Raw genomic sequence first — 22,166 nt, 5'->3', positions numbered from 1 at the left:
GTCGGAGCGAGGTCACCAGACGTCGCCGTTGCGCCAGTCGCAGGCGATCGGGGCGGTGGGGTCCAGCGTGACCGACGCCGGCAGCTCGCCCGGGAGCACGTACAGCGATCCGTCGTCCTCCGGTGTCCGGGTCGCCCCATCCAAGGCCAGCACAGACGTCGGGCCGGTCCACGGAACCCAGCCGCGCACCGTGTACAGCGGCTTGCCGAGGTCGGTCGTGCTCAGCCCACCCAGGTGGTAGGCACCCCGCACCACCTGTTCCACACCGTCCATCAGCGCGTGGCCCAGGCGCTTGCCGCGGTGGTCCTCCCGGACGGCGAGACCCTCGACGTAGCCGCAGCGCAGTGCGCGGTCACCGACGTACAGACGGCGCTGGACGACGGCCGCGTGCCCGATCACGTCACCGCGCAGGGAGATGACCGCGTGCATACCGCCGAGGGCGTGCTCCCAGTCCTCGTCGGCGAAGTCGCCGTCGAAGGCGTCGATGACCATCCGGCGGGCGTCCTCGCGGGTCTCGTCGTCGAGATCGGAGGTGTGGATCAGGCGTGCACGCACACCTGTGGTTCTACCAGCGATCGTCCGGCGGTGTCAGTGCCCAATTGACGGCTCGGCCGTCGTCCTCGAACGGGCGTCGCGGCCGCGACCAGTGCAGCCGGACTGTCTGACCCGGCCGGGCCTGGGCGACCTTGTCGATGTCGTCGTCGACGACCACGCCGATCACCGGATAGCCGCCGGTGACCGGGTGGTCGGGGCCAAGGATCACCGGAAAGCCGTTGGGCGGAACCTGGATCGCGCCACGGGTGGCGCCCTCGCTGGGCAGCTGGCGATCCGGCCAGCGGTAGTCCAGCGGCATGCCGACCAGCCGCATGCCGACCCGGTCGCTGCGGTTGGTGACCTGCCAGTTGGTGCGCACCAACACGTCGGGGTCGACGAACCAGTCGTCGCGGGGCCCGGGCACCACCTTGAGCTCGAGCACGTCGTCGACGATCGCCGCGACCGGCGCCTGCTCGAGTTCGGGGAAGTCGTCGGTGTGCGCACCGACGGTCAGCACGTCGCCGCGCCGCAGCGGCTGCGGTCCGATCGTCGACATCACGTCGTAACTGCGCGACCCCAGCACCGGCTCCACGTCGATGCCACCGCGCACCGCCAGATAAGAACGCAGCCCGGATCGGGGTGACCCCAGCGAGATCACCTCGCCGTCGCGCGCATAGTGGATGCTGTTGGTGCCGAACGGGATTCCGTTGACAGCGGGGTCGGCGTCGGCGCCGGTCACCGCGATCGCGACCCCTTCACCGTCGCCACCGTGCACCCGTGCGGTGAACCCGCCCATCGTGACCTCGACCGTCGCCCAGTCGTCCGGGTTGGCGACGAGGCGGTTGGCCAGCGTGTGTGAGCGGCGGTCGGCCGCACCCGAGCGGGTCACTCCGATATGCGACATCCCGGGTCTGCCCAGATCCTCCACGAGGGCGAGCGGACCGGGCTGCAGGATCTCCAGCGTCACACCGTTCACGAGGTCACCTCCGCTGAACTGCTCCTCGCGTCCGCGTCCGCGGCCTGGAACCGCACCCACATCCCCGGCGTCAGCAGCGCCGGATCCTTCCGGTGGACGTCCCACATCACCGCCGAGGTGCGGCCGATCAGCTGCCAACCGCCGGGCGACTCCCGCGGGTAGACGCCGGTGAACTCACCGGCCAGCCCCACCGAGCCGACGGGCACCTTCGTGCGGGGTTCGGGCCTGCGGGGCACCGCGAGCCGCTCGTCCCCGCCGACCAGGTAGGCGAAGCCCGGCGCGAACCCGCAGAATCCCACCCGCCACAACCGCCCGGTGTGCGCGGCGATGACCTCGTCGCGGCTCAACCCGGTGAGCCGGGCGACCTCGTCGAGATCCTCGCCGTCGTACACGACGTCGATGACGGCGTCGGGGGTGTCGGGAGCCGTCGATTCGGCCAGGGCCTGCGCGGTCGGCCGGACCGCTGCCAGCCGCTGCCGCGTCGGGGCCCGGTAGCGGCTGCCCGCCAATTTCACCAGCACGGTCCGCGCGGCGGGCACGACGTCTTCCACGCCCGGCAGATCAGCTGCCCGAACGGCGTCGGTCCATGCGAGAACCTCTGCGCTGCCGTCGAACTCGAGGAGCAGCGCCCGATCGCCGTAGTCAAGAATCTTCTGTACGCCCCCGGTGCGCACTGTGTGTATTGCATCCGCAGTCACGCTCATAGCGCTACGTTACCGTCGGGTAGCTTCGAAATCTGCCCCTCGGCCAAGCTCTGTGAGGCTTGCCAGAGCCCCCTTACCGAAGGCTCAAAATCCCGTCCCGCCGAAATTGCATTCCAGCAGGTTGGGCTTGACCCCGTTTGGTGGACACAGGGTCAGGCGGCTTGTGCCGTCTGAGTGATCCGGTTCTCGTAGTCGACCGGTGAGGTCATTCCGAGGGCCGAGTGGCGCCGGCGGCGGTTGTAAACCCGTTCGATCCAGTCGCCGACGGCGAGCTTAGCGGCTGCCTTGGTGGGCCACAAGTAGCGGTCATAGAACTCGACTTTCATTGTGCCCCAGAATGATTCCTGCTGGGCGTTGTCCCAGCACACTCCGGTACGGCCCACTGAGCGGGCCAGGTTGTGATCGCGGGCGAACCGGGCCAGCTGCGCGCTGGTGAATTGGCAGCCGCGGTCAGCGTGCAGCACGACCTGCTCGGCCAACTCGCCGCGCATCGCCACCGCCATCGCCACGGCCGCCTCGACCAGGTCGGTGCGCATGTGCTCATCGATGGCCCAGCCGATCACCCGCCGGCTGCAGCCGTCGCGGACCGCGCACAGGTACAGCCAGCCCTCACCGGTGCGCAAATACGTGATGTCCGACGTCCAGACCCGGTCGAGTTCGCCGACGTCGAACCGGCGTTTGACCAGGTCTTTGGGCACCGGGGCATCCAGATCGACGATCGTGGTCGCCGGCGCGAAGGTACGTGGGCTGATCCCGGCCAGGCCCTGGCGACGCAGCGAGGCGGCCACCGTCTTGCGCGACACCGTCTCACCGCCATCGCGCAGGTCGGCCAGGATCCGTGGAGCGCCGTACACGCCGTCAGAGGCCTTGTGGAAGGCCGCGACCTTGGCGTCGAGCTCGGCACGCCGCTGCGCCGCCAGCGAGGGTCCCGCGGCCTGGGTTTTGCGCCATTTGTAGAACCCTGAGCGAGAGACTTCCAGCAGTTCGCACATCCGGGTGATCGCGTAGGTGGCCTTCTCCGCTTCGATCAGAACGTAGGCGTCTACGGGTTCTGTTCGGAGGCGAAGAAGGCCGCGGCTTTTTTCAAAAACTGCCGGTCCAAACGCAATTCGGCGTTCTCCTTGCGTAACCGCTCCAACTCGGCCCGCTCATCAGCATCAAGCACCGCGCCATTATCCCCGGCGCAGGCGGCGCGCCGAGCCTGGTGCACCCAGCGGCCCAGCAATTGCTCACCGACACCGATCTCGGCGGCCACATGAGCGATCGGACGACCCGTCTCGATCACCAGGCGGGCAGCCTGCTCCCGAAACTCCGGGGTGTACTTCTTACGCTTGCCCGACATACGGACATCCTTCCCGTGAGACCAGCAGTCCCACCAGTCAGGTGTCCACCATCAGGGGTCAACCCCAAGGTCGCCACTCGAACTTTCGCTGGTGGCCCTCTTTGCCAGGCTCGATGTGAGTCAGTTGGAGCCGGTGTGAAGGGGTTGGGTTGTGTCGATCAGTGCAGGGTTCAGTGTTGCCGAGATTCGTGAGTTCGTTGTTGAGTACGAGCGGGTGCCTCATGGGCAGAAGGGGCCGTGGCTTGCTGCTCAGGGGGTTTCGAACGGTCGATTCAGGCGGTGGCAGGCGGCGGTGTTTGGTGGCGACCTCGACCGCGGCCTGATTCCGCGAGACAGTGGTGCGATGACAGTTCCCCCGGCGCTGCGCAAAGCGTTAGCCAACGTTGATGCGGCCAGACAGGAGCGCGACGAGGCCGAACTCGCTCAGCTACGAGAGCGGGTGCGCCAGCTTGAGGCGACCAATGAGGCCCTGGGAAAAGCTATCGGGCTCTTGCACGAGATGAACGTCGACGAGCCCGACACCACCCCGATGACCAACGATCCCGACGATTCCTCGACCTCGAGAACGAACTCGTCGCCGAGCTGACCGCGGCGATCGGGTCGCAGCGCCGCGCGCTGGCGATGATCGAGTTGTCGCGCTCGACGTGGCACTACCGATCACACCCGCGCCCGCGCGTGGCCAACCCGATGCCGCACAAGGATCGGGCCTACCCGTCGCGCATCGGTGTGGCCGACCGCGCGGTAATCGCCGAACAGATCATCGCCGGCTGGCTGGCGGGGGTGTCGGTGGACCAGTCCTTCGCCACGATGTGGGATGCCGGTGTGCTGTTGGCCTCGCGGCGGTCGTGGTGGCGCATCGCGGCGGTCATCGACCAGAGCCTGCGTCCGGTCGCGCCGACCCGCGCGACGAACAAGACGCCCCGGTCGGCGCCGGTGCTCAAAGCCACTGGTCCGCAACAGATCTGGAGTTGGGATATCACCGACCTGCACAGTCCGTGGCGCGGTGTGTCGTTCAAGACGTACTCGATCGTCGACATTTTCTCCCGCAAGATCGTGGGCTGGCGTGTGGAGGAACGCGAGTGCGACGACCTGGCTGTGGAGATGTTCAAGACTGCGATCGCCGAACACGGACCACCAGCGGTCGTGCACGCCGATTCCGGACCGGCGATGCGTTCCACCGTGCTCAAGGACCTGCTCGCCGGCCTCGGCATCGGCCAGACACACATCCGGCCACACGTCAGCAATGACAACCCGTTCTCCGAATCGGAGTTTCGGACCATGAAGTACCGGCCGAACTACCCCGGGGTGTTCGACGATCTCAACACCGCTCACGCCTGGGTGCAGGCCTACGTGCGCTGGTACAACCAGCACCACCGCCACAGCGGCATCGCGTTATTCACCCCCGACGAGGTCCACAACGGATCGTGGACACGACAGTGGATGCACCGCGACCACATCCTGCAGGCCTACTACCACGCCCACCCCGAACGATTCCGAGCACGCCCGCACACCAAATCACCCGCGGCCATCGTCGGCATCAACCTGCCCACCGAAAAAGACCCCAACCGACTCCACGCAGCTTGACAACGCCCGTGGAATGCAATTTCGGCGGGACGGGAGTCAAACGGTCAGCGGCTGGTAGCTCGGCTCGCGGTGCTTGATGAACGCGATCACGCGGTAGGTGACCGGCAGGATCGCGACTTCGACCAGGGTCTTGTACAGCCAGCCATGGGCCGTGTAGGTCAGGAAGTCGCTGAACGACGTGATACCGATGACGCTTGCGGCGATCGCGCAGAACACCACGGTGTCGCCCAGTTGCCCGACGAACGTCGACCCGATCAGCCGGGCCCACAGATACTTCTCCTTGGTGCGCTCCTTGATCAGGACCAGCGACCACGCGTTGAGGGTCTGGCCGACGAGGAAGCCGGCGAGCCCGGCGACGATCAGGCCCGTGTACGCGTGCACGACGTTCTCGAAGTGCTCCTGGTTCGGGTAGAAGTCGGCCGCGGGAAGGTAGATGGTGGCCCAGAAGGCGAGGGCGGCAAGGGCGTTCATCGCGAAGCCGGTGTAGATGGCGCGCCGGGCGGCCCTGAACCCGTACACCTCGGACAGCACGTCGCCGATCACGTACGTCAGCGGGAACACGATGAACCCGCCGTCGGTGATGATCGGCCCGAACTCGACGCCCTTGGTCGCGGTGACGTTGGAGATGATCACCAGCGCGGTGAAGATCGCGACCAGAACCGGGTAGTAGGCCGACCCGACGCGGGCGAACGAGGCGTGCTGGTCCTGGTCGACGGTGGAGTCTGTCACCGGCCCATTAGATCAGCCGACGGCGGCGGCGAGCATCGGCGGCAGCCGGTCGGCGACCACCGGATACGACAGCGTGGAGGCGTAGGCGATGGCGCCCGCGAGTTCCTTGCCGGTGAACACGTGGCGCCGCGCCGGAATGCCGGCGATGGCCGGGTCGGCCAGCAGCGCGGCCTGCTCTTGGTCGCTCTCGGTGGTCCAGATCAGCACGTCGGCGGCTCCCAGCACCTCGGCGATGCGGTCGCGCGGGATCAGGGCGTCGTCGGTCTCGAGGACCGTCAACCCCATCTGGGTCAGGAACTCGTGCCGCCAGGACGGGCCGCTGACCTGCACGCTGTCGCGGAACAGCGTGCCCGCCAGCAGCAGGGCCTTCTTCCCGGCGAACTGCGGATGGCTGTCCTTGACGCCGGTGAACTTCGCGTCGACGTCGGTGATCAGCTTCTGCATGTCGTCGTGGCGCAACACCGCCTGGCCGATCGCCCCGGCCTGATCGCGCCACGGCTCGAAGAACGCCGCGGAACCCGACTGCGCGATCGTCGGCGCGATCTCCGAGAGCCGGGTGTAGGTGTCCTGATCGAGGCCGGCATCGGTCGCGACGATCAGGTCGGGGGTCAGACCCGCGATCTGCTCGACCTGGATTCCGTCGGCCAGCGACAGCACCACCGGCTGCGCCCCGCCGAGTCGCGGCTGCGCCCACGGCCACACACCGAACGGCTCGGCGCCGAACCAATCGGTCACCGCGATCGGCACGACGCCGAGGGCCAGTAGATCGTCGGCGTCGGTCAGGCCGGCGCTGACCACCCGGGTGGGCGGCTTCGGGATCTTCGTCTCGCCGAACGCGTGGCGCACGGTCACCGAGCCGTCGCTCGCGATCGCACCGGGCTTCTCGGAGCCGCAGGCGGTCAGCAACGCCGCCGCGCCGGCGCTCATCGTCAGAAACCGGCGCCGGGGCACCAAGGTGGCCACAGAACGGAAGTAGAGAGTGCTACGGCACCTGTGCCGGGACCGGGACGGGCGGCCATACCGGTGGCGGCGCCGACGCCGGCGGCGGGGGTGAACCGGGCGCGGCCGCCGGAGGCGGCGGGGGAGTGCCGTACGGGGTGGGCGGCTGCCACGTCGCCGGATCCAGCGAGCCGGGGCCGACCGACTGGAAGAACTCCGCGGAGTTGCGCATGTTCCACAGTTCGCGCAGGAAATCGAGCTGGCCGGTGTTGCCGAAGTTCGCGTTCGGCACCGCCGGGATGACGGGCGCGCCGACCGGCGGCGGTGCGGGCGGCGGGATGCTGCCCGCGTCCAGCGGGGTCACGGTGACCGAGTGCGAGCCCGGCGCCGGCACACCCGGCACCGGGGCGCCGGGAGCGGGCGCGGCCACGACGGGCGGGGCCGGCGGCAGCGCCGGATCCACCGGGGCCGGCTGGGCCCCGGCCTGGGTCGCGGCAGCCAGAGCGGCGCCGCCGAGGAGCGCGTTCAAGGCCGCGATTTTGACTACCTGCACAACAGTCACATCGACGAGGCTAACGCCTCGCGTTACATGGCGATACTTTTCGGCTGCGGCTCAGCTCACGACCAGCGAGATGCCGAGGGCTAGCATCGTCGCGGCGATGACGCCGTCGAGCAGACGCCAGGTCTTCGGCGACGCGAACAGGTGGCGCAGCCGTTTGGCGCCGAACCCCAGACCGGTGAACCAGAGCGCGCTCGCGGCGACCGCGCCGACGCCGAACAGCCACTTGCTGTCCTGATGCTCGTTGGCCAGCGCGCCCAGCAGGATCACGGTGTCGAGATACACGTGGGGATTGAGGAACGTCATCGCCAGGCAGGTGGCCAGCACCGCCGTCAGGCGGGCTGGTGCGGCGTCGGCCGGCGTGAGCACACCCGGCTTGACCGCGCGACGGGCCGCGAGCAGGCCATAGCCGACCAGGAATGCCGCCCCGCCGAACTTGGTGGCGGTCACGATGTCGGGATGGGCGGCGATCAGCGCGCCGAACCCCGCGATGCCCGCGCTGATCAGCACCAGGTCCGACACCGTGCAGACCGCGACGACGGGCAACACGTGTTCGCCGCGGATGCCCTGCCGCAGCACGAACGCGTTCTGCGCGCCGATTGCGGCGATGAGCGCCATGGTGGTGGCGAAGCCGCTGAGGACGACTACGTAGGCGGGGTTCACCCGGCTTACGTTAGGGATCCCGGGTGGTGCAGTACAGCTAAAGATTCTTCATATGGATTAGTAGCGCTTATGAACGCGCCGTTCGACGCCATCGTCGGCACACCGTTGATGTCGGTTGCCATTCTGGATGGCGGATTGCCATTTGAAATGGCGGATGTTGGCGGATCCGCCATTTGGATGGCAAATCGTATGCCTTATTGCAGATCCGGATACTGCTAGTCCTGGTTGAGCTATTGCGTTGTTCGGCCAGAGGGAGCACGCTGCTCTTGCGCGCCTTTGATTGGCGGAATGAGTCTGATGTCGGCGTCGGTTGGCCTGAAATCTGCAACCGCGGTTGGTGAGCGGCCGTGGGTCGGTGGATCGCTGCCGCAGGCTTGGAACCTCGCTGACGGGCTTGCCGTAGATGTGCTCACGGCGACCATCGATGTGCGGTCTTCGACTGGTGAAATCGAGCGTTCGTCGGTAGTGGGCGTGTCGGAGTCCGCCTTATTCGCCGCGAGTCCGTGGCGGACTTTTCGGTGGTACGAGGGGCAACGCCATTATTCGGGCAGCTATTGGGCGGCAACGGAAGCCAGCCATGTCGTCTACGAGTCGCGGTTAGAATTATCAGCGCTTCTGATGGCCGACTTTGACCCTACGGTGCTTAAGATCGTCGCTCAGCCCTTCTTACTGCAGGCGGTGGTTAACGGTCACCGTCGCCGCCATATTCCAGACTATTTGCTCCGCACGACAACGGGTTTAGTAGTGGTCGATGTTGTCCGGGCGCGGCGGCTTGCAGAGGATCCGGCTGCCGGCGAGCTATGTTCGTGGACGCGTGAGGTAGTCAACTCGCTGGGTTGGGAGTACCGGGTGTGCAGCGAGCCGCCCGCCGTACTCATGCGAAACATCCGATTCCTCGCTGGGTACCGGCGTTCACGCTACATCTCACGAGATACGCTGCGCGAAATACGGTTTCGTCGTAGAGAGTTGTTCGGCCTACGATTCGACGACGCGCTACGGGTGCTCGATAGGGCGGGAGCTCGCCCGGTGGTGTGTAGCGCGCTGCTGCATACGTTGTGGAATCACGAGTTTTCGATTGACCTGGAACGTCCGTTGCGCCCGTGCTCTGTGATAGGTGGGTCGCGGTGACGCGGGCGTCGACTTCGATCAGTACCGGAACCCGCTTCCTGTATGAGGGTATGGCGCACGAGATCGTCGAGATGCACGTCGCCGGTGACTCTTTGGAAGTTCTCGCTAAAGCGCTACGCGGTGAGACGATCAGGCGTCTGTCATTGCGTGAACTACTCATGAGTGACCGCAGCGTGGTCCTGCCTGCAGCTGATGAGGTCGCTCTGGGTGCTGGGGAAGCGGCCAGCATCACGTTGGCTGCGGTACCTGCCGCTGCGCGGCAGCGAGCTTGTGACCGTGCTGCGCACGTGCGAGAGGTGCTGACCGGATACCGCTCCGGCTGTGCCGAGACTGCGTTGCCGTGGGAGCCGAAACCTGAATACCGTTCTGAGGTTCCGGTGACGGAGCGCTACCGCGCGAAGGCCTTCGAGTTACGCGCTGCAGGGGAGCGCGTGGCCTACCGCACTATCGAACGGTGGGTGCAGCTATACCGTGCTCATGGAGAGGCAGGGTTGGTCTCGCAACGTGAGGTTCAGCCCGGTATCGGCGGACGTCAGGATCCGCGGTGGCGTGAGACGGCGCTGGAGGTCATGGGTGAGTATTTAGATCTGTCGAAGCCCAACGAGGATCTGGTCATTCGGCGCACCCGCGCCCGGCTGGAGGCCCGGTTCGGTGTCGGCGCCGTGAAGATGCCGTCGCAGCGGACCGCGTACCGGATTCTGGGTGAGCTCGAAGATCAGCAGCCGTTGTTCAATTACAGCACGAAACGTAACCGTGACGTCGCTGCTCGGTCGAAGGAGGTGTACGGCAAGCTTGCTCCGATGCGGCCGGGGGAGTACCTGCTGATGGACACGACCCGCCTGGACGTGTTCGCGATGGACCCCCACACATTGACGTGGATCAATGCCGAGCTGACGGTGGCGATGGATTGGTACAGCCGCTGCATCACCGGATTGCGTCTAACCCCGGTGTCCACGAAATCGATCGATGCGGCCGCGGCACTGTACGAAACGTTCCGGCCGCGCCCGGCGGGGCGGGACTGGCCCGCTGAGGCGATGTGGCCTCCGCGGGGCATACCGCGCTCAGTCCTGGTCGAACAGCAAGTGCTGGATGCCAATAGCGTGTTGGCGGCGACACCGGCGGTGGTGCCCGACACACTGATCGTTGATCACGGCAAGATCTATGTCAGCGCTCACCTCAACAGCGTGTGCCAGCGTTTGGGGATTTCGATCCAGCCAGCCCGGCTGCGCCAACCCCGCGACAAAGGACCAGTGGAGCGGTTCTTCAACACGCTTCGAGTTGGCCTGCTGCAGGAATTACCCGGCTATAAGGGCCAAGATGTCTTCGCCCGCGGACTGTCGCCAGAACAAGATTCCTGGTTCTATCTCGATGAACTCGAGGCCATCATCCGGGAATGGATCGCGGTCATCTATCACCACACGTCCCACGACAGTCTGACGGGTTTCGGTATTCCCGGCCTGCACATGACCCCAGCGGAGATGTTCGCCCACGGGGTGGCGCGCGCCGGCTACCTCGAGGTCCCGAGCGACCCCGATCTGGCGTATGAGTTTCTCCCTGTGGCGTGGCGCACCATCCAGCACTACGGCATCGAAATAGACGGCCGAATCTATAAAGGTGACATCGTTGCCGGCCGGGCGAAGGAGAAAAGCCCGTACCCGAACGGGAAGTGGCCGATCGCCTACAACGTTGACGACATCACCAAGGTGTTCTTCCGCGATCAGCGCACCCAACGTTGGCATCAGCTCACGTGGGAGCACGCCGACATGCTCGATGCGCCGATGAGCGAGGAGATACTGCGATTCGAGCGGCAGTTGGCCAAGGCGCAGAACCGATACGTCGACGACCCCCTGGCCATCACGAGCTTTCTGGAGCGCCGAAAACTGACAGTCGGGAACTCTATGGCTGAGCGGCGGATGGTCATCCGGGTGGCCCGCGAGCAGTCGGGGCTCATTACTGATCTCGCCGCGCCATCAAGCTCCGAATTGAGTTCGGTGACAACAGCCTTGGATCGTCAACCGGGGCAGCGTGGCCTTGCGGCCGAGTCTGCAGACGGCCTTGCTGATGATCTTGACGACGAACCCGACCAGCCGGATGTTCTCGACGATGCCGACGAACCGCCGCTGGAGCACGGCAGCTTTTACGACGCTGTGCTGGAGGTGCAATGACAGCAGGCGCCTCCCCGCATTCCAAGCAGACGACGGGGGCACGCGCGCGCAGCAAACCCGACACCCGAAACCCGCGTGAGTACCTGGACAACCTGACGTTGGCGCGCAAAGAGGGATGGCGCGCGATGGTCGAGGCGCCCCCGCTGGAGAGGCCAGAATTGTTGTCCAACAGAGCGCTTCGGCGATTGAGTGCATCTGCTGCGGGGGACTATAACGACCAGCGCCGCCGCTGGCATGCTCAGATGGGCACGGTGATGACCGCCGAATGCCAATCGGTGCTCGAACAACTCGAGGACTTCGTCGCGTGCAACTGTCAGACTGGTGAGGACACGAAACCCCTGATTGCGCTCAGTGGTTTGCCCGGACTGGGGAAAAGTACGGTATCGCGGGTCTTCGGGAAGCGCGTGCACCGTCGACACATCGAGCGCTACGGGGAGACCACGCGCGCCGGCGACGAGCGGTGGCCGGTATGCCGGATCGGAATGACCGCGTCCACCGGAACCCGTGAGTTCAACGCCGCCTTATGCGACTTCTACGCCCACCCCGGCGTGTCTCGGGCCAGCGCGCAACAGCTTCTGCGATGTGCGCTCGACGATGTGTCGTCTTGTGAGACACGTCTGCTGATCATCGATGATCTGCACTTCTTGCGAGGCCGCCACGAGCGAATGACCGACTTGAGCAATCAGTTCAAGTACATCGCCAACGAATTCCCGCTGACAGTACTTCTGATCGGGATCGGGCTGCACGAACGCAACGCGCTTCTTGATGACCGCAACGCGTACCGCGACCACGAGATGGAGCAGCTATTGCGCTGCACGACGCCGGTGGATATGTCGCCGTTTCGCGTGGACACCGAAACCCAGCGGCGACGCTGGCGCGACCTTCTGCTCACTTTGGAACAACGGCTGCTGCTGACCCAGAAGTATCCGGGCATGCTGGCTGACGACTTATCTGATCAGCTCTTCGTGCGCAGTACCGGTCACATCGGATCGCTGATGGCGCTGATCAGGTTGGCCTGTCAGAAAGCGATGCGCACAGGCACCGAGAAACTCACTTCCGACCTGGTCGACACGTGCCGCATCGACAGCGCCGCTGAGCTGGGCCGCCGCGAACTGCAGGCCGCCTTTCGCACCGGCCGCAAGACCACACGCCTACGGACAACTGTGCCGCCACCATGACCCCGGTCCGCGCGCTACCGCTGGCCACCGCACCCCTTCCGGGGGAGGCGCTGGATTCCTGGCTAGAGGCCACGGCGGTGCGCCACGGCATCGCACTGAAGGATCTGTACCAGCATCTGGGCCTCGACGTGCCCAAGGACCTGCGCCAAGCGGTCAGCGCTATCGCCGTCACGGATGACACCGCGCACAGAATCAGCGCAGCAACTGGGGTCACACCGGCGCAAGTCCACGCGATGACACTGGCCTGCTACCTACCGGCGGTCACCGTGCACCCCGATACGAGTCCTGCGTTTACCGCCATCACTCCGGGTCATCACGGCAACGGGTGGCGATTCTGCCCACACTGCCTCGCCGCGAGTGGGGGAGCGTGGCTGCTGCGGTGGAGACTGTTGTGGAATTTCGCTTGCCTGCGGCATCGCTGCCTGCTCGCGGACCGCTGCCCACGGTGCGGCCGACGGCAACGGGCGCGGCAACTGACCGACGCGCCGCCTTGTCCCGCTCACTGCACCTATCCGGATCTCACAACGACGGGGCAGCGACGCCGCCCGCGCTGCGACGCTGATCTGGCCGACGCCCCGGTCGTTGACCTGCCGTCCGATCACCCCGCGCTGATTGCTCAACGCATTCTGGACAGCCTGCTGGATAGTCGGCAGGGGAGTTTCGGGCTCTACGCCGCCCACCCCACCGCGGTATCTGATGTCCTGGGGGATATACGCCTGCTGGGACGTGGCATCTTGTCGGCCACCAAGGGCGCTTTTGTCGATGACATGCTGTTACCCGCTGACATCGCCGCACTGTATCGAAAGCAATTGCACGGCAACGCTGTTAAGGGCACTGCGGGAGGCATCGCAGCATCGGTGATCGAAAGTGCTGCCGCGGCGACCGCCGCGATCACGCTACTCAATCAGTCGGATCTGGTATCTGCAGCTCAGCCGCTGGCCGCGCTGCCCGACGAGGTCTCGCGCTACGTATTACATGAACAGGAACGCATCGGTCTGGTGGACGGCCCGACGCCAAGTCCGGTACTTCAGGGGCTGCACTACACCGCGCTCGGAGATCGTCTGACCCCCGTGCAGCAGCTGAACTACCGGCTCGACTCGCCGTTTCCACGAAAGCACCCCACCAACGTGGAGCGGCAGCGGCGATTGCTGTGTCGTCTTCCGGCGGCGCTGTGGCCGGACTGGGCGCTGCGGTTGACTCCACCTACGCTGGGACTTGCGAGTGCGCGGGCCGTGCTGGCGGCCGCAGTGCTGCTGGTTGGCAGCGATCTCGATATCACTTCCGCCTCTGCTTTGCTCGGCATTTCCCTGACCCACCGCCAGGCGGTGTATCGGCTGTGGCGCCTGAAGGAGTCCCCCTGCTGGCCCGAGATCCGTGCAGCGCTCGGCATACTCGCCGACTACCTAGACACTCACGACAGCCCTATCGACTATCAACGGCGCCGACACCTCAATTGCAGTGGTCTGCTAACCCAGACCGAATGGAACACCATCTGCCGACAGGCCGGTCGGCAAGCAAGTCCCGCAGCGCCCACACGTGCCTACCTTCAGCACCGAATCTGTGGCAGCGCCGCACCGCGTCGCGGTGCCCTGCGTATCAACGCCGCGCTCGCCCTGTTCCCGCACCGACTCACCCCGCACCTACTGGAAGGCCTGGATGACTACGCGTTGCGCTTTCTGCATGAGCAGGGAATCCGGGATGAACCGGTGGTATGGGCACCCCCGCTGAGCCTGCTTGGGAACCGAACGCTGCCCGGCGTCGGCGACACCGGTATCGATATCAGCGAACTTCATCGCCTGATCCGGGATCAGCACTACAGCATCCCTGCTGCCAGTCAGCGCCTCGGCGTCACCGCCAATCTGGCCCGCGCAGTCCTTGAACATCATCCCGCACCAGCCAAGCCGCGACCCGCGTGGACACCCCGAACTGGCGCTCGACGACCAGGAAACGTGTATCAGCGAGCCGCCCAGAGACTCTCGCGAGACCGCCTCGATGACCTCTACATCACCCAGCAGCGCAGCCTCGCCGACATCGAAGCGGCCACGGGAATTGGCCGAAAGACAATCACACGCTTGGCCCGCGACTACGGCATTGCGCTGCGTCGATCAGGCGGGCGAGCAACTCCCCCCGTGGACTCCGACTGGCTCTACACCGAATACGTGCTCAAGCGCCGCAGCTGCGCCGAGCTGGCCCGAGACCTGCATATCTCCGCCGCCACCGTCGCTGCTCTCGTCCAACCGCACAGGTCATTCATGCGCACCGTCGGACGCCGCTCCGAGGAGCAGCTCAAAGACAACCCACAAGTGCCCGAGCTGCTCGTTCCGGCGCTGATCGGGCACGGCGGGTGGGAACGCCTGCAGCGATTCGCCATCATCGCGCAATACTCCACACTCACCGACGCCGGACACCACCTCGGTATCAACGTCGCCGCCACCGGCAGCTGCATCTCACGGCTTGAGAAAGACTTCCGCACAAGGCTTCTCACGCACCGACCGCTCCGACGCACCGCATTCGGCGACCAAGTCCTTGATGCCATCGCAGAACTCGCCGCGTCGGGCGGACCCTAACCGTGGCGGTTAGCGGTGTCGCGGCTCTGCCGGGTCATCAACAACGATCTCGCTAACCGATACACCGAGAGCCTCGGCAAGGTCATAGACACGCTCGATCAACACCCCACGCCGCCCATGCTCCATCTGGATCAACTGATTGCGCGCGATGCCGGACTCCAGCGCCAAGCTCTCCTGCGACAACCCGCGCTCTAACCGCAAGGCGCGAATGCGCCCGCCCACCAACGCACGTCGACGCTGCCACAACAACGCACGATCAGGGTCATCCTCAGGAGCTCGTGTCGGCACCCCATAAGTAGCCACCTGCAATACTTAAAAGTCTGCCCTTCAAGAAGCACATATAGTTATGTACAGCAAGAGATACACTGCCATGTGGCGTTGTTGAAGGTGGCAGCTGTATCGGATGCCGTCGTCCGCGCGCATATGCCCCGGGCGGTTCCGCCATGCAGCTTGCAGCGCAGCTTGCCGTTGCGGGTGGCACCCTACCCGGGCGAAGCCCTGGACTCCTGGCTCGACGCCCTGGCCGTCCGGCACCAAGTCTCCCGTCGCGCACTTCTTGAGCGGTGTGGCATAGCAGCACATCCGGGATACGGGTCCTGGATGCGCCTCCTCGAGCCCGCTGACATCGACCGTATCGCCACAATCACTGGGTACGATCCCGTAGTTGTTGCCGCGCTGACCTTTTCGCGCACCGTCCATCCAGACGGACCGCTCTACGCGGCGCACACGCTACCGTCCACAACGTGGGGCTGGCGAGCGCACTCTCGATGGTGCCCGCAATGCCTCACCGATACTGGCGGCCGCTGGTTACTCGCCTGGCGCCTCAACTGGACCTTCGCCTGCCTTACCCATCATCGCCTACTCCACGATGCATGTCCCGCCTGCGCGGGCCGCCAAAGGAGCCGCCCTCCCGCGAACCAGATACCCCAGCTCGGCCGGTGTGCCGAACCCGTGCGCGACCCATCGGGGGAGCGGACGCGCTGCGGTGCCGACCTCGGCCAAATTGACGAAAGCGTAGAGCTTGTCGATGCCGCGACTGTGCGCAGCCAACGACTCGTGAACGCTCTGCTCGCGGGACTCCGACCGCCACTGCGGGTGTACGGAAGCGCTCGACCCGAACCGCAGGACATATTTATAGACGTCACAATCATTGCGCGATACGTGTTTTCACATATTGATGACAGTGCAGCGGCAACGAGTCTATCCCCGGAACTCGCTGAGCTGTGCAACCCCGCCTACGCAGCCAACGGTCACAAAGCCGCCCCGGCTGCGCATCCGACAGCCCGTGACGTAGCGATCGCCACCACCATCGCCGTATCGATCCTGGACGCCCACGATGCTTCCGCAGCGGTGTCACTACTCGCCGATGTCATCCTTGCGTCCGCCCACGCCGGCACGGACCGCGGGCACAACCACGAAGCCCTCACGGCGCCGGTACGCCTCATTTGCGAACGGGCGCAACAGAGCGTCCGAAACACGATCACGCGTCGGCGGCGCTTCGACGCCACCGCCGCAAAGTCTGGGCAGAGCACTACGAAGAACCGCCAGGCGCGAACTACGGCGCGGGAAGACTCGCGGGCACTCTCCTCAGGGACTCGCCACGGCCGCTAACAACCAGCCAGCTCATTCGCTCGAAGGTCGCCAGCATCAGCGCGCGGCATCGGGACCCACCCCTAGGTTGAGCGTCACGTGACGAAATCGCTCGGGGCTCTTGGCTCACGCGTCGGCAAACCTAGATGCAATTTCCGCGGCAAGCGAGCCTTCTCGGAGTTGGCGGGCGAAGTCGTCATGTACGCCGCGACGCTGCCACAGCTCTTCGGGCTGGAGGTTCGCGTTCTCGTCATCGAAGAAGTCGTCGTGGCGGTCATAATCAGCGATCGCTATCCGCATCTCGCAATCAATAGCAGCCAGGATGCGGGCAAGCACCGGCAGGGAAGGCTGTCGCCGGCCCGATTCGATCCGCGCGATGGTCGACTGTGGGACACCGGCGATCGCAGCGAGCTGTCGTTGCGACAGACCGGCTCTTGCTCGGGCAAGTCGCAGGATATTTCCCGCCAGACGATCGACGTATCTCGCCGCCGTCGGCCCCATTTTCGCCACACTTCGACGATAGCCAATAAGCGATCGCACCATGACCGGTTGAGGATGGAATGCCCGCCTGCTGTCGATTCAGGCGATTACGCTGAGCTCTGTGATCCCGGACAGGGCGCATCCGAACGCCACGTGTTGTCGCCGGGCAACGCCCGCGCACCCGCACGGATTCGCCAATTTCATTCGCGTCGTCGTCGGCGGCCCCGGGATTCGCGACCCATGGCAGTGTTCGACCCGGCTATACAAGAGCGGCTCCAGCCACCTTGGAATGACAACGGAAACTAGGTCCACTCAGACTGCGCTCTTCACTCCGGCCTCGACACGCGCGCACGATCATGAAAGCGGTTGCACAGCAACATGATTGACCCATCGTTACCAAGGGTGGGTATCACCGAGTTACGCCGACATTTCGGCCGGATTCTTGACGAAGTAGAAAAAGGCCGTACCTTCGTCATTACACGTCGTGGTCGCGAGGTGGCGCTGCTTGTCTCGGTCGAGACGCATCGCGCCGTCAGCCCGGGTGCGTGACGCGATGTTGTTGAGATGACCCGCCAGGAGCCGCTTCACCACCACCTTGTATAGGTGCTTGTCGGACCAACGACAGCTGCCGATAGTCACTGACTACATGCCAGCATCACCGGACATAGATTGTGTATCCGGGGCCTTAGTCCGCGCGCTGCGCGCGATGGATGTATCGATCGCGAGCTGTGCGCCGTTCAGCACTGAAGATCTCATCGCCAAAGGCTTCTGCCAACTGCGCGTACAGGTCGCTCAAGACATCTTGGTTAGTCGCTGCCGGCTCAGTAGGTACTCGTCCCAGCCTGTCGCGGTTCGGCAACGCCATGAGGTCAATGATAGGCCGGCGCATCGCCACGTGCCCTCTAGCTGGCCGTCAACGCGAAAACGCGCAAGACGATTGGGACCAGCAATTACGCTCGAATGTGCAGAACCGATGGGGGAGGACCTGCAGATGAGCATCGTGGAACCAGGCTGGTATCCGGACCCGTGGAAGCAAGCCGACCTTCGATGGTGGACCGGCACCGAGTGGACCGGCTGGACCCACACCACGACGCCCAGCACCTACGGCCCCGACCCCGGGCACCCAGCGCGGGCCGTCGCGCAGGCTCTCGCGCAAGCCGAACGCATCGCCGTCATCGACGTCGAAACCACCGGCCTGTACCGCGTCGACCGTGTCGTCGAGGTCGCCGTCGTAACGATGGACCCAACCGGCGCGGTCATCGATGAGTTCGACACGTTAATCAACCCGCACCGCGACCCCGGTCCGACATGGATCCATGGCGTAACTGCCTCCATGCTCGTTGATGCCCCGAGTTTCGACGATGTCGCTCACCATCTCGCGGCTCGCCTGCACGGCGCTGTGGTGGTCGGCCACAATCTGCGATTCGACACCCGCATGATCGAACGCGAATTCTCCCGCACCGGTATCGATATCGACTGGGGGAGCGGCCTCGACACCCTGCACGCCACAGGATGCAAACTTTCCGTCGCCTGCACCGAATACGACATCGATATTGAGCATGCCCACCGGGCTCTCAGTGACGCCCGAGCCACCGGACAGCTGCTGTTCGCGGTCGCAGACATGTTCAGCGGTTCCTGCTCGCCTGCATCGGCAATACCGTTGCGCCACGCCGCACCAAGGCGCGTTCTCACCCGGGACGGATTCGCTGCCGTGACCCTTGAGGTCCCCTATCTCGCCGAGCTCGCGCGAGGCGTGCACGCCGATCCCGATGTTGCTCCGTACGTGACGTTGCTCGACCGTGCCATGAGTGACCTACAACTGACTGGCGAGGAACGCGCCGAACTTTCCGCACTCGCCCAGGAGCTCGGCTTGGACGACCGGCAACGAGAACGCGCGCACCGCGAATTTCTCAATGGTCTCATCGACGCCGCGCTCGAAGACTCGGTCATCACTGACACGGAACTCGACCAATTATGCCGTGTTGCAGCGCTTCTCAACGTAGACGCAAAGCTGGTCATCCGGCGCACCAACGCCTACCGAATCACCGAATCGACCATCGCGCTGGAACCTGGGATGATGGTGTGCTTCACCGGCGCCGCTCTCGATGAGCTCGGAGAGCCCATCGACCGGGAAACGGTGATCGAACCCGAAGCGCGCACTTTCGGTCTTGTCACCCACGACTCGCTCACCAAGACCTGCGGACTTCTCATCGCCGCCGACACAGCCTCCGAATCAACCAAAGTCGACGCCGCTCGCCGCTTCGGCGTCCCAGTGGCGTCGTTCTCCGACTACCGCCGGGCATTGGCTACGCGAAATCCATTGCCGGTCACTACCATCGAGAATCCTGGCGTTGCACAGGTATGCGGCAGCTGCGGAAACTCCTGGATGGCAGCACGACGGTCTAGTAACCCGGTGTGCGGTCCGTGCCGCGGCAACCGACCAAGCCCCCGGAAAGACGCGAACGTAAGCGAACCACCGAAGGCGTCGACGCCGCCAGCGATCGAGACGCTTATCTGCACCGAATGCATGAGCAGCTGGGAACGGCCGCGGACCCGCGGGAGACGACCCTTGCGATGCCCTCAGTGCGCGCCCAAGCGCGACGCGGTTCCCGCATAGGGGCCTTGGGACAGCTGCAGTTCGTCGCCACCCGCCGAATTACACTGCGCCGGCAGCGTTGACGCATATCCGCACGCGGCCGCGCTCGGTGGCTCGGCTCTCTTTCACGCGGGGGCACAGACCCTCCCCTGTACGACAGCGACGGCTCATCTGGCGTTACCGACGCCTCACAGTCGGCTCGCGCACCAAGACGACGAGCGTAAGTTTCGCTCCATGGACGGCGCGACCAATACATCGGGTCGGAACGAAATCGCGGATTGGGGCCGAGTAGTACATTAAATCTCGGTCCGAGAGTGGCTTGTCTGAAGCTGGGATCCCGGAGTGTGAACCGGCCACGCACGAAGTGCACTAGACGTCCCCGAGCGCCCTCTCGGACCTTTGACGGGTGTGCATGCGGACACAAGCCGCAGGTCGGATCGCGGCGGCGAAATGCGCTCTGTTCCGCCGCGACGCGGTGTAACTCTCGTCAGTGTCTGGGTCGGGTCACCGCTTTCAAACCTGGCGCCAGCAGTTCCGCTGGACGCCCTCCGCGATGAAACCGGCGCTGGCCGCGATGGACACGTCGCCACGTTCGCTGCCAAATATGCCGAACAGCTTGACCGGTGGTACTACTCCTAAAACGTATCTGATCCTGGCGGCGTGCAACTGCAACTCGACCTGAATGGCCGCCACGGCCCGACCGAAGTAGTTGACTACGGCGGCATCATCGACAACGCGCTGGCCGAGACCGTCAACGGCTACTACAAGTCGGTTTGTTGCTGCTTGCTACCTGCGGCAGGGGTCGGAATATAAACACATACCTACGCGAACCAGGTCGAGGGGCCAGCCGGACAGCGTAATAAGTTCTTCTGGTCGGTGAGCGACTAGAGAGGCCGCAAGCGACACAAATTCGTAGCTAGCCTCGAAGAAAGACGCCCGTGCGAGTGTTACATCCGGCAAGTTGCTAACTGTTTCTCATACTTCGATTCTGCCGGGCCCACCGTCACGAGGCTAGGCCGCCCCCGGGTCCGCCTCGGGCGATGTCCTTATTCCATAAGCGCTGTTTGGCGTTTTTCTGCAGTTTCTCGACGCACCACCAATTGCGCAACACGATAACCACGACCACCAAACAGATGGCAAAGGCGATTGACCATAGTGTGACGGTTACAAAAGGCCTGGTTGAAAAGGCCGCTGGAACCGCGGCGCCAAGCGAAACAATAGCGCTTGCTGCGACCGCGTACCTCGGATATCTCAGTAGTGCGGATGCGATTCCGTGCTGATCACGCCGGACAAGCGCTAGCAAGTATAACGACGGCAGCAGCAACAACATCGCAATTACTGAACCGGACGAATTCAGTGCGATGGCCTCCAGCCGCGACGGTTGTCGGGTTCCGAGCGCGTCTGAAATCTCAAGTGCGGCGCCAAAGCCTAGAACTGCGATACTTGTGAGTAGCGCCGCAATCGCTGGAAACATCAGAGGGCGGGCTTCGGGAATGATCGAAATCCTCACGGTATGAGCACCCTGATCGTCGCGAAAGTTTGTATATAGAGAGGCCCACCGGGGCGAAATGTGGACCAGGTGATCCTGACCTGACTCGTCTCCGTCCTGAGGGTTAACTATTACTGCGTCGGTGATAACAGTGTTATCGGGTGCGCTCGCGCGGAAATGTTGGCTACCTGCCAAGCCCAAGTTCACACCATCTATCTGCAGTTCGACGGGTGCCGGCGTCCATATGAACCGCGCTGCGCTACCGCCGGATAGAAGACTAAATTCCGGGGAATGAGTCACCTCTCGGTACTTTAGCACAAACACGCCTTGCATGGCTTCGCGACGCATCTGAACTATCGGAATGTAGTCTGCGGCGAACTGTTCAAGTAATTTTACGAGGTAATATCCTTCGTCATTAAGATATCCGATTGTGTCAAAAAGATCTGGCGTGAAGATTTCCTCAAGCTTTCCAAAGTCGACCGCGCCTTCTTGAGCGAGAATCCATTTAATATCACGAACGAAATTGTCGCCGTCGTGCTTTGATGTGATCGCATACAGCTTATCGAGAACCTGTGGGCTAATGCGCGAAGGATCTGCACCCTGAGATACCATCTCGTCCCTCAAAATTGCAACAGCGATGGAGGAATCGTATTCACTTCTCAGGAGTGGAACTGCGCAGCCTTCTGAGTCGGTCAAATCAAACGAACCGAACAGCGACTTTGGAAAAATTCCGAGAGGAAAATCGACGGCATCAGCGGTCAGGCCCGCTTTGCCTGCCCGGCGGAGCACCTCCGCGCCGTCGACTGTTATCGATGTCCGAAGCGACACGGAAGGTAGGTCTAAGTACTCAAACGATGTGACTTGACGAATAATCCACGTCTGGTCCGTTAACAGATCATGGAAATAGGCACCCTTATCGAGTGCGTTGGCTCGCAGTGGCACT

Annotated in this window: 21 protein-coding genes; 10 read left to right on the top strand and 11 right to left on the bottom strand. The window is 64.2% G+C overall.

Annotated features, from left to right (window positions below):
• Nucleotides 1–12 precede the first annotated feature (12 nt).
• The 4 genes from BN976_RS04750 to BN976_RS04735 form a co-directional block, all read right to left on the bottom strand.
• Nucleotides 13–576, bottom strand: a complete 564-nt coding sequence (locus tag BN976_RS04750) for a GNAT family N-acetyltransferase (protein ID WP_234935609.1) — start codon at nt 574–576, stop codon at nt 13–15.
• Nucleotides 566–1,510: a 5-oxoprolinase/urea amidolyase family protein gene (locus tag BN976_RS04745; protein WP_036368373.1), complete on the bottom strand. Its 945-nt coding sequence runs from the start codon at nt 1,508–1,510 to the stop codon at nt 566–568. Before BN976_RS04745 ends, BN976_RS04750 begins: the two co-directional genes overlap by 11 nt.
• On the bottom strand, nt 1,507–2,214 hold the full coding sequence (locus tag BN976_RS04740; RefSeq protein ID WP_011777626.1) for a 5-oxoprolinase subunit B family protein: 708 nt from the start codon (nt 2,212–2,214) through the stop codon (nt 1,507–1,509). The genes BN976_RS04745 and BN976_RS04740 overlap by 4 nt, the downstream gene beginning before the upstream one ends.
• A gap of 152 nt (nt 2,215–2,366) precedes the next feature.
• Nucleotides 2,367–3,556 (bottom strand): IS3 family transposase gene (locus BN976_RS04735; protein WP_109489527.1). Its coding sequence is split into 2 segments (ribosomal slippage): nt 2,367–3,286 and nt 3,286–3,556, totalling 1,191 coding nucleotides; the frame shifts between segments, so codons are not numbered across the junction.
• A 151-nt stretch (nt 3,557–3,707) separates the two neighbouring features.
• Between BN976_RS04735 and BN976_RS04725 the strand changes: the two genes are divergently transcribed.
• Both BN976_RS04725 and BN976_RS04720 read left to right on the top strand, forming a co-directional pair.
• Nucleotides 3,708–4,142 carry a hypothetical protein gene (locus tag BN976_RS04725; protein WP_036368369.1) on the top strand — a complete coding sequence of 145 codons (435 nt, stop codon included), beginning with the start codon at nt 3,708–3,710 and terminating at the stop codon, nt 4,140–4,142.
• A 101-nt stretch (nt 4,143–4,243) separates the two neighbouring features.
• Complete coding sequence (locus BN976_RS04720; RefSeq protein ID WP_162144934.1) at nt 4,244–5,140, top strand: DDE-type integrase/transposase/recombinase; 897 nt, start codon at nt 4,244–4,246, stop codon at nt 5,138–5,140.
• 36 nt (nt 5,141–5,176) lie between these two features.
• On the opposite strand, the gene BN976_RS04715 is transcribed toward BN976_RS04720, so the two are convergent.
• The 4 genes from BN976_RS04715 to BN976_RS04700 are packed head-to-tail and all read right to left on the bottom strand — an operon-like array spanning nt 5,177 to nt 8,030.
• Nucleotides 5,177–5,869 carry a queuosine precursor transporter gene (locus BN976_RS04715; protein WP_036368363.1) on the bottom strand — a complete coding sequence of 231 codons (693 nt, stop codon included), beginning with the start codon at nt 5,867–5,869 and terminating at the stop codon, nt 5,177–5,179.
• 12 nt (nt 5,870–5,881) lie between these two features.
• A complete protein-coding gene (locus tag BN976_RS04710) occupies nt 5,882–6,832 on the bottom strand; it encodes an ABC transporter substrate-binding protein (RefSeq protein ID WP_011777630.1) in 951 nt (316 codons plus the stop codon).
• 19 nt (nt 6,833–6,851) lie between these two features.
• Nucleotides 6,852–7,370 (bottom strand): hypothetical protein, encoded by a 519-nt coding sequence (locus BN976_RS04705; protein ID WP_109489539.1) that lies wholly within the window; start codon nt 7,368–7,370, stop codon nt 6,852–6,854.
• Nucleotides 7,371–7,421: 51 nt separating this feature from the next.
• On the bottom strand, nt 7,422–8,030 hold the full coding sequence (locus tag BN976_RS04700) for a LysE/ArgO family amino acid transporter (protein WP_011777632.1): 609 nt from the start codon (nt 8,028–8,030) through the stop codon (nt 7,422–7,424).
• A 288-nt stretch (nt 8,031–8,318) separates the two neighbouring features.
• On the opposite strand from BN976_RS04700, the gene BN976_RS32420 reads away from it, so the two are divergent.
• Genes BN976_RS32420 through BN976_RS04685 form a run of 4 tightly spaced genes read left to right on the top strand, consistent with a single transcriptional unit; the run spans nt 8,319 to nt 15,068 of the window.
• Complete coding sequence (locus tag BN976_RS32420) at nt 8,319–9,158, top strand: TnsA-like heteromeric transposase endonuclease subunit (RefSeq protein WP_235621971.1); 840 nt, start codon at nt 8,319–8,321, stop codon at nt 9,156–9,158.
• Nucleotides 9,155–11,323, top strand: coding sequence for a TnsB C-terminal domain-containing protein (locus BN976_RS04695; protein ID WP_036368360.1), 2,169 nt, complete (start codon nt 9,155–9,157; stop codon nt 11,321–11,323). Before BN976_RS32420 ends, BN976_RS04695 begins: the two co-directional genes overlap by 4 nt.
• The gene (locus tag BN976_RS04690) at nt 11,320–12,501 is read left to right on the top strand and encodes an ATP-binding protein (protein WP_036368359.1); all 1,182 of its coding nucleotides are present in this window, start codon (nt 11,320–11,322) and stop codon (nt 12,499–12,501) included. Before BN976_RS04695 ends, BN976_RS04690 begins: the two co-directional genes overlap by 4 nt.
• Nucleotides 12,498–15,068 carry a TniQ family protein gene (locus tag BN976_RS04685; protein ID WP_036368356.1) on the top strand — a complete coding sequence of 857 codons (2,571 nt, stop codon included), beginning with the start codon at nt 12,498–12,500 and terminating at the stop codon, nt 15,066–15,068. The genes BN976_RS04690 and BN976_RS04685 overlap by 4 nt, the downstream gene beginning before the upstream one ends.
• 9 nt (nt 15,069–15,077) lie before the next feature.
• On the opposite strand, the gene BN976_RS04680 is transcribed toward BN976_RS04685, so the two are convergent.
• Complete coding sequence (locus tag BN976_RS04680) at nt 15,078–15,290, bottom strand: helix-turn-helix domain-containing protein (protein ID WP_036368353.1); 213 nt, start codon at nt 15,288–15,290, stop codon at nt 15,078–15,080.
• Between the two features lie 201 nt (nt 15,291–15,491).
• Between BN976_RS04680 and BN976_RS34270 the strand changes: the two genes are divergently transcribed.
• Nucleotides 15,492–16,679 (top strand): TniQ family protein, encoded by a 1,188-nt coding sequence (locus tag BN976_RS34270; protein WP_235621996.1) that lies wholly within the window; start codon nt 15,492–15,494, stop codon nt 16,677–16,679.
• A gap of 105 nt (nt 16,680–16,784) precedes the next feature.
• Here BN976_RS34270 and BN976_RS32405 read toward each other — a convergent pair whose 3' ends face one another.
• Nucleotides 16,785–17,159 carry a type II toxin-antitoxin system RelB family anti-toxin gene (locus BN976_RS32405; protein ID WP_036368350.1) on the bottom strand — a complete coding sequence of 125 codons (375 nt, stop codon included), beginning with the start codon at nt 17,157–17,159 and terminating at the stop codon, nt 16,785–16,787.
• Nucleotides 17,160–17,540: 381 nt separating this feature from the next.
• Between BN976_RS32405 and BN976_RS32400 the strand changes: the two genes are divergently transcribed.
• The 3 genes from BN976_RS32400 to BN976_RS33730 all read left to right on the top strand — a co-directional run bounded on the left by BN976_RS32400 (nt 17,541) and on the right by BN976_RS33730 (nt 20,547).
• The gene (locus BN976_RS32400; RefSeq protein ID WP_158498000.1) at nt 17,541–17,687 is read left to right on the top strand and encodes a type II toxin-antitoxin system Phd/YefM family antitoxin; all 147 of its coding nucleotides are present in this window, start codon (nt 17,541–17,543) and stop codon (nt 17,685–17,687) included.
• A gap of 442 nt (nt 17,688–18,129) precedes the next feature.
• On the top strand, nt 18,130–19,755 hold the full coding sequence (locus BN976_RS31960) for an exonuclease domain-containing protein (protein WP_158497999.1): 1,626 nt from the start codon (nt 18,130–18,132) through the stop codon (nt 19,753–19,755).
• A 639-nt stretch (nt 19,756–20,394) separates the two neighbouring features.
• Entirely contained in the window at nt 20,395–20,547 is a 153-nt protein-coding gene (locus BN976_RS33730) for a hypothetical protein (protein WP_158497998.1), read from the top strand.
• 190 nt (nt 20,548–20,737) lie between these two features.
• Here the strand turns inward: BN976_RS33730 and BN976_RS33510 are convergent, their stop codons facing one another.
• Nucleotides 20,738–22,165 carry a hypothetical protein gene (locus BN976_RS33510; protein WP_145977914.1) on the bottom strand — a complete coding sequence of 476 codons (1,428 nt, stop codon included), beginning with the start codon at nt 22,163–22,165 and terminating at the stop codon, nt 20,738–20,740.
• Between the last annotated feature and the right edge of the window lies 1 nt (nt 22,166).

The organism is Mycolicibacterium austroafricanum (assembly GCF_000612725.1).
GTDB lineage: Bacteria > Actinomycetota > Actinomycetes > Mycobacteriales > Mycobacteriaceae > Mycobacterium > Mycobacterium austroafricanum.
The sequence above is the reverse complement of the archived record's forward strand: the minus strand, read 5'-3'. Positions and strand labels throughout refer to the sequence as shown.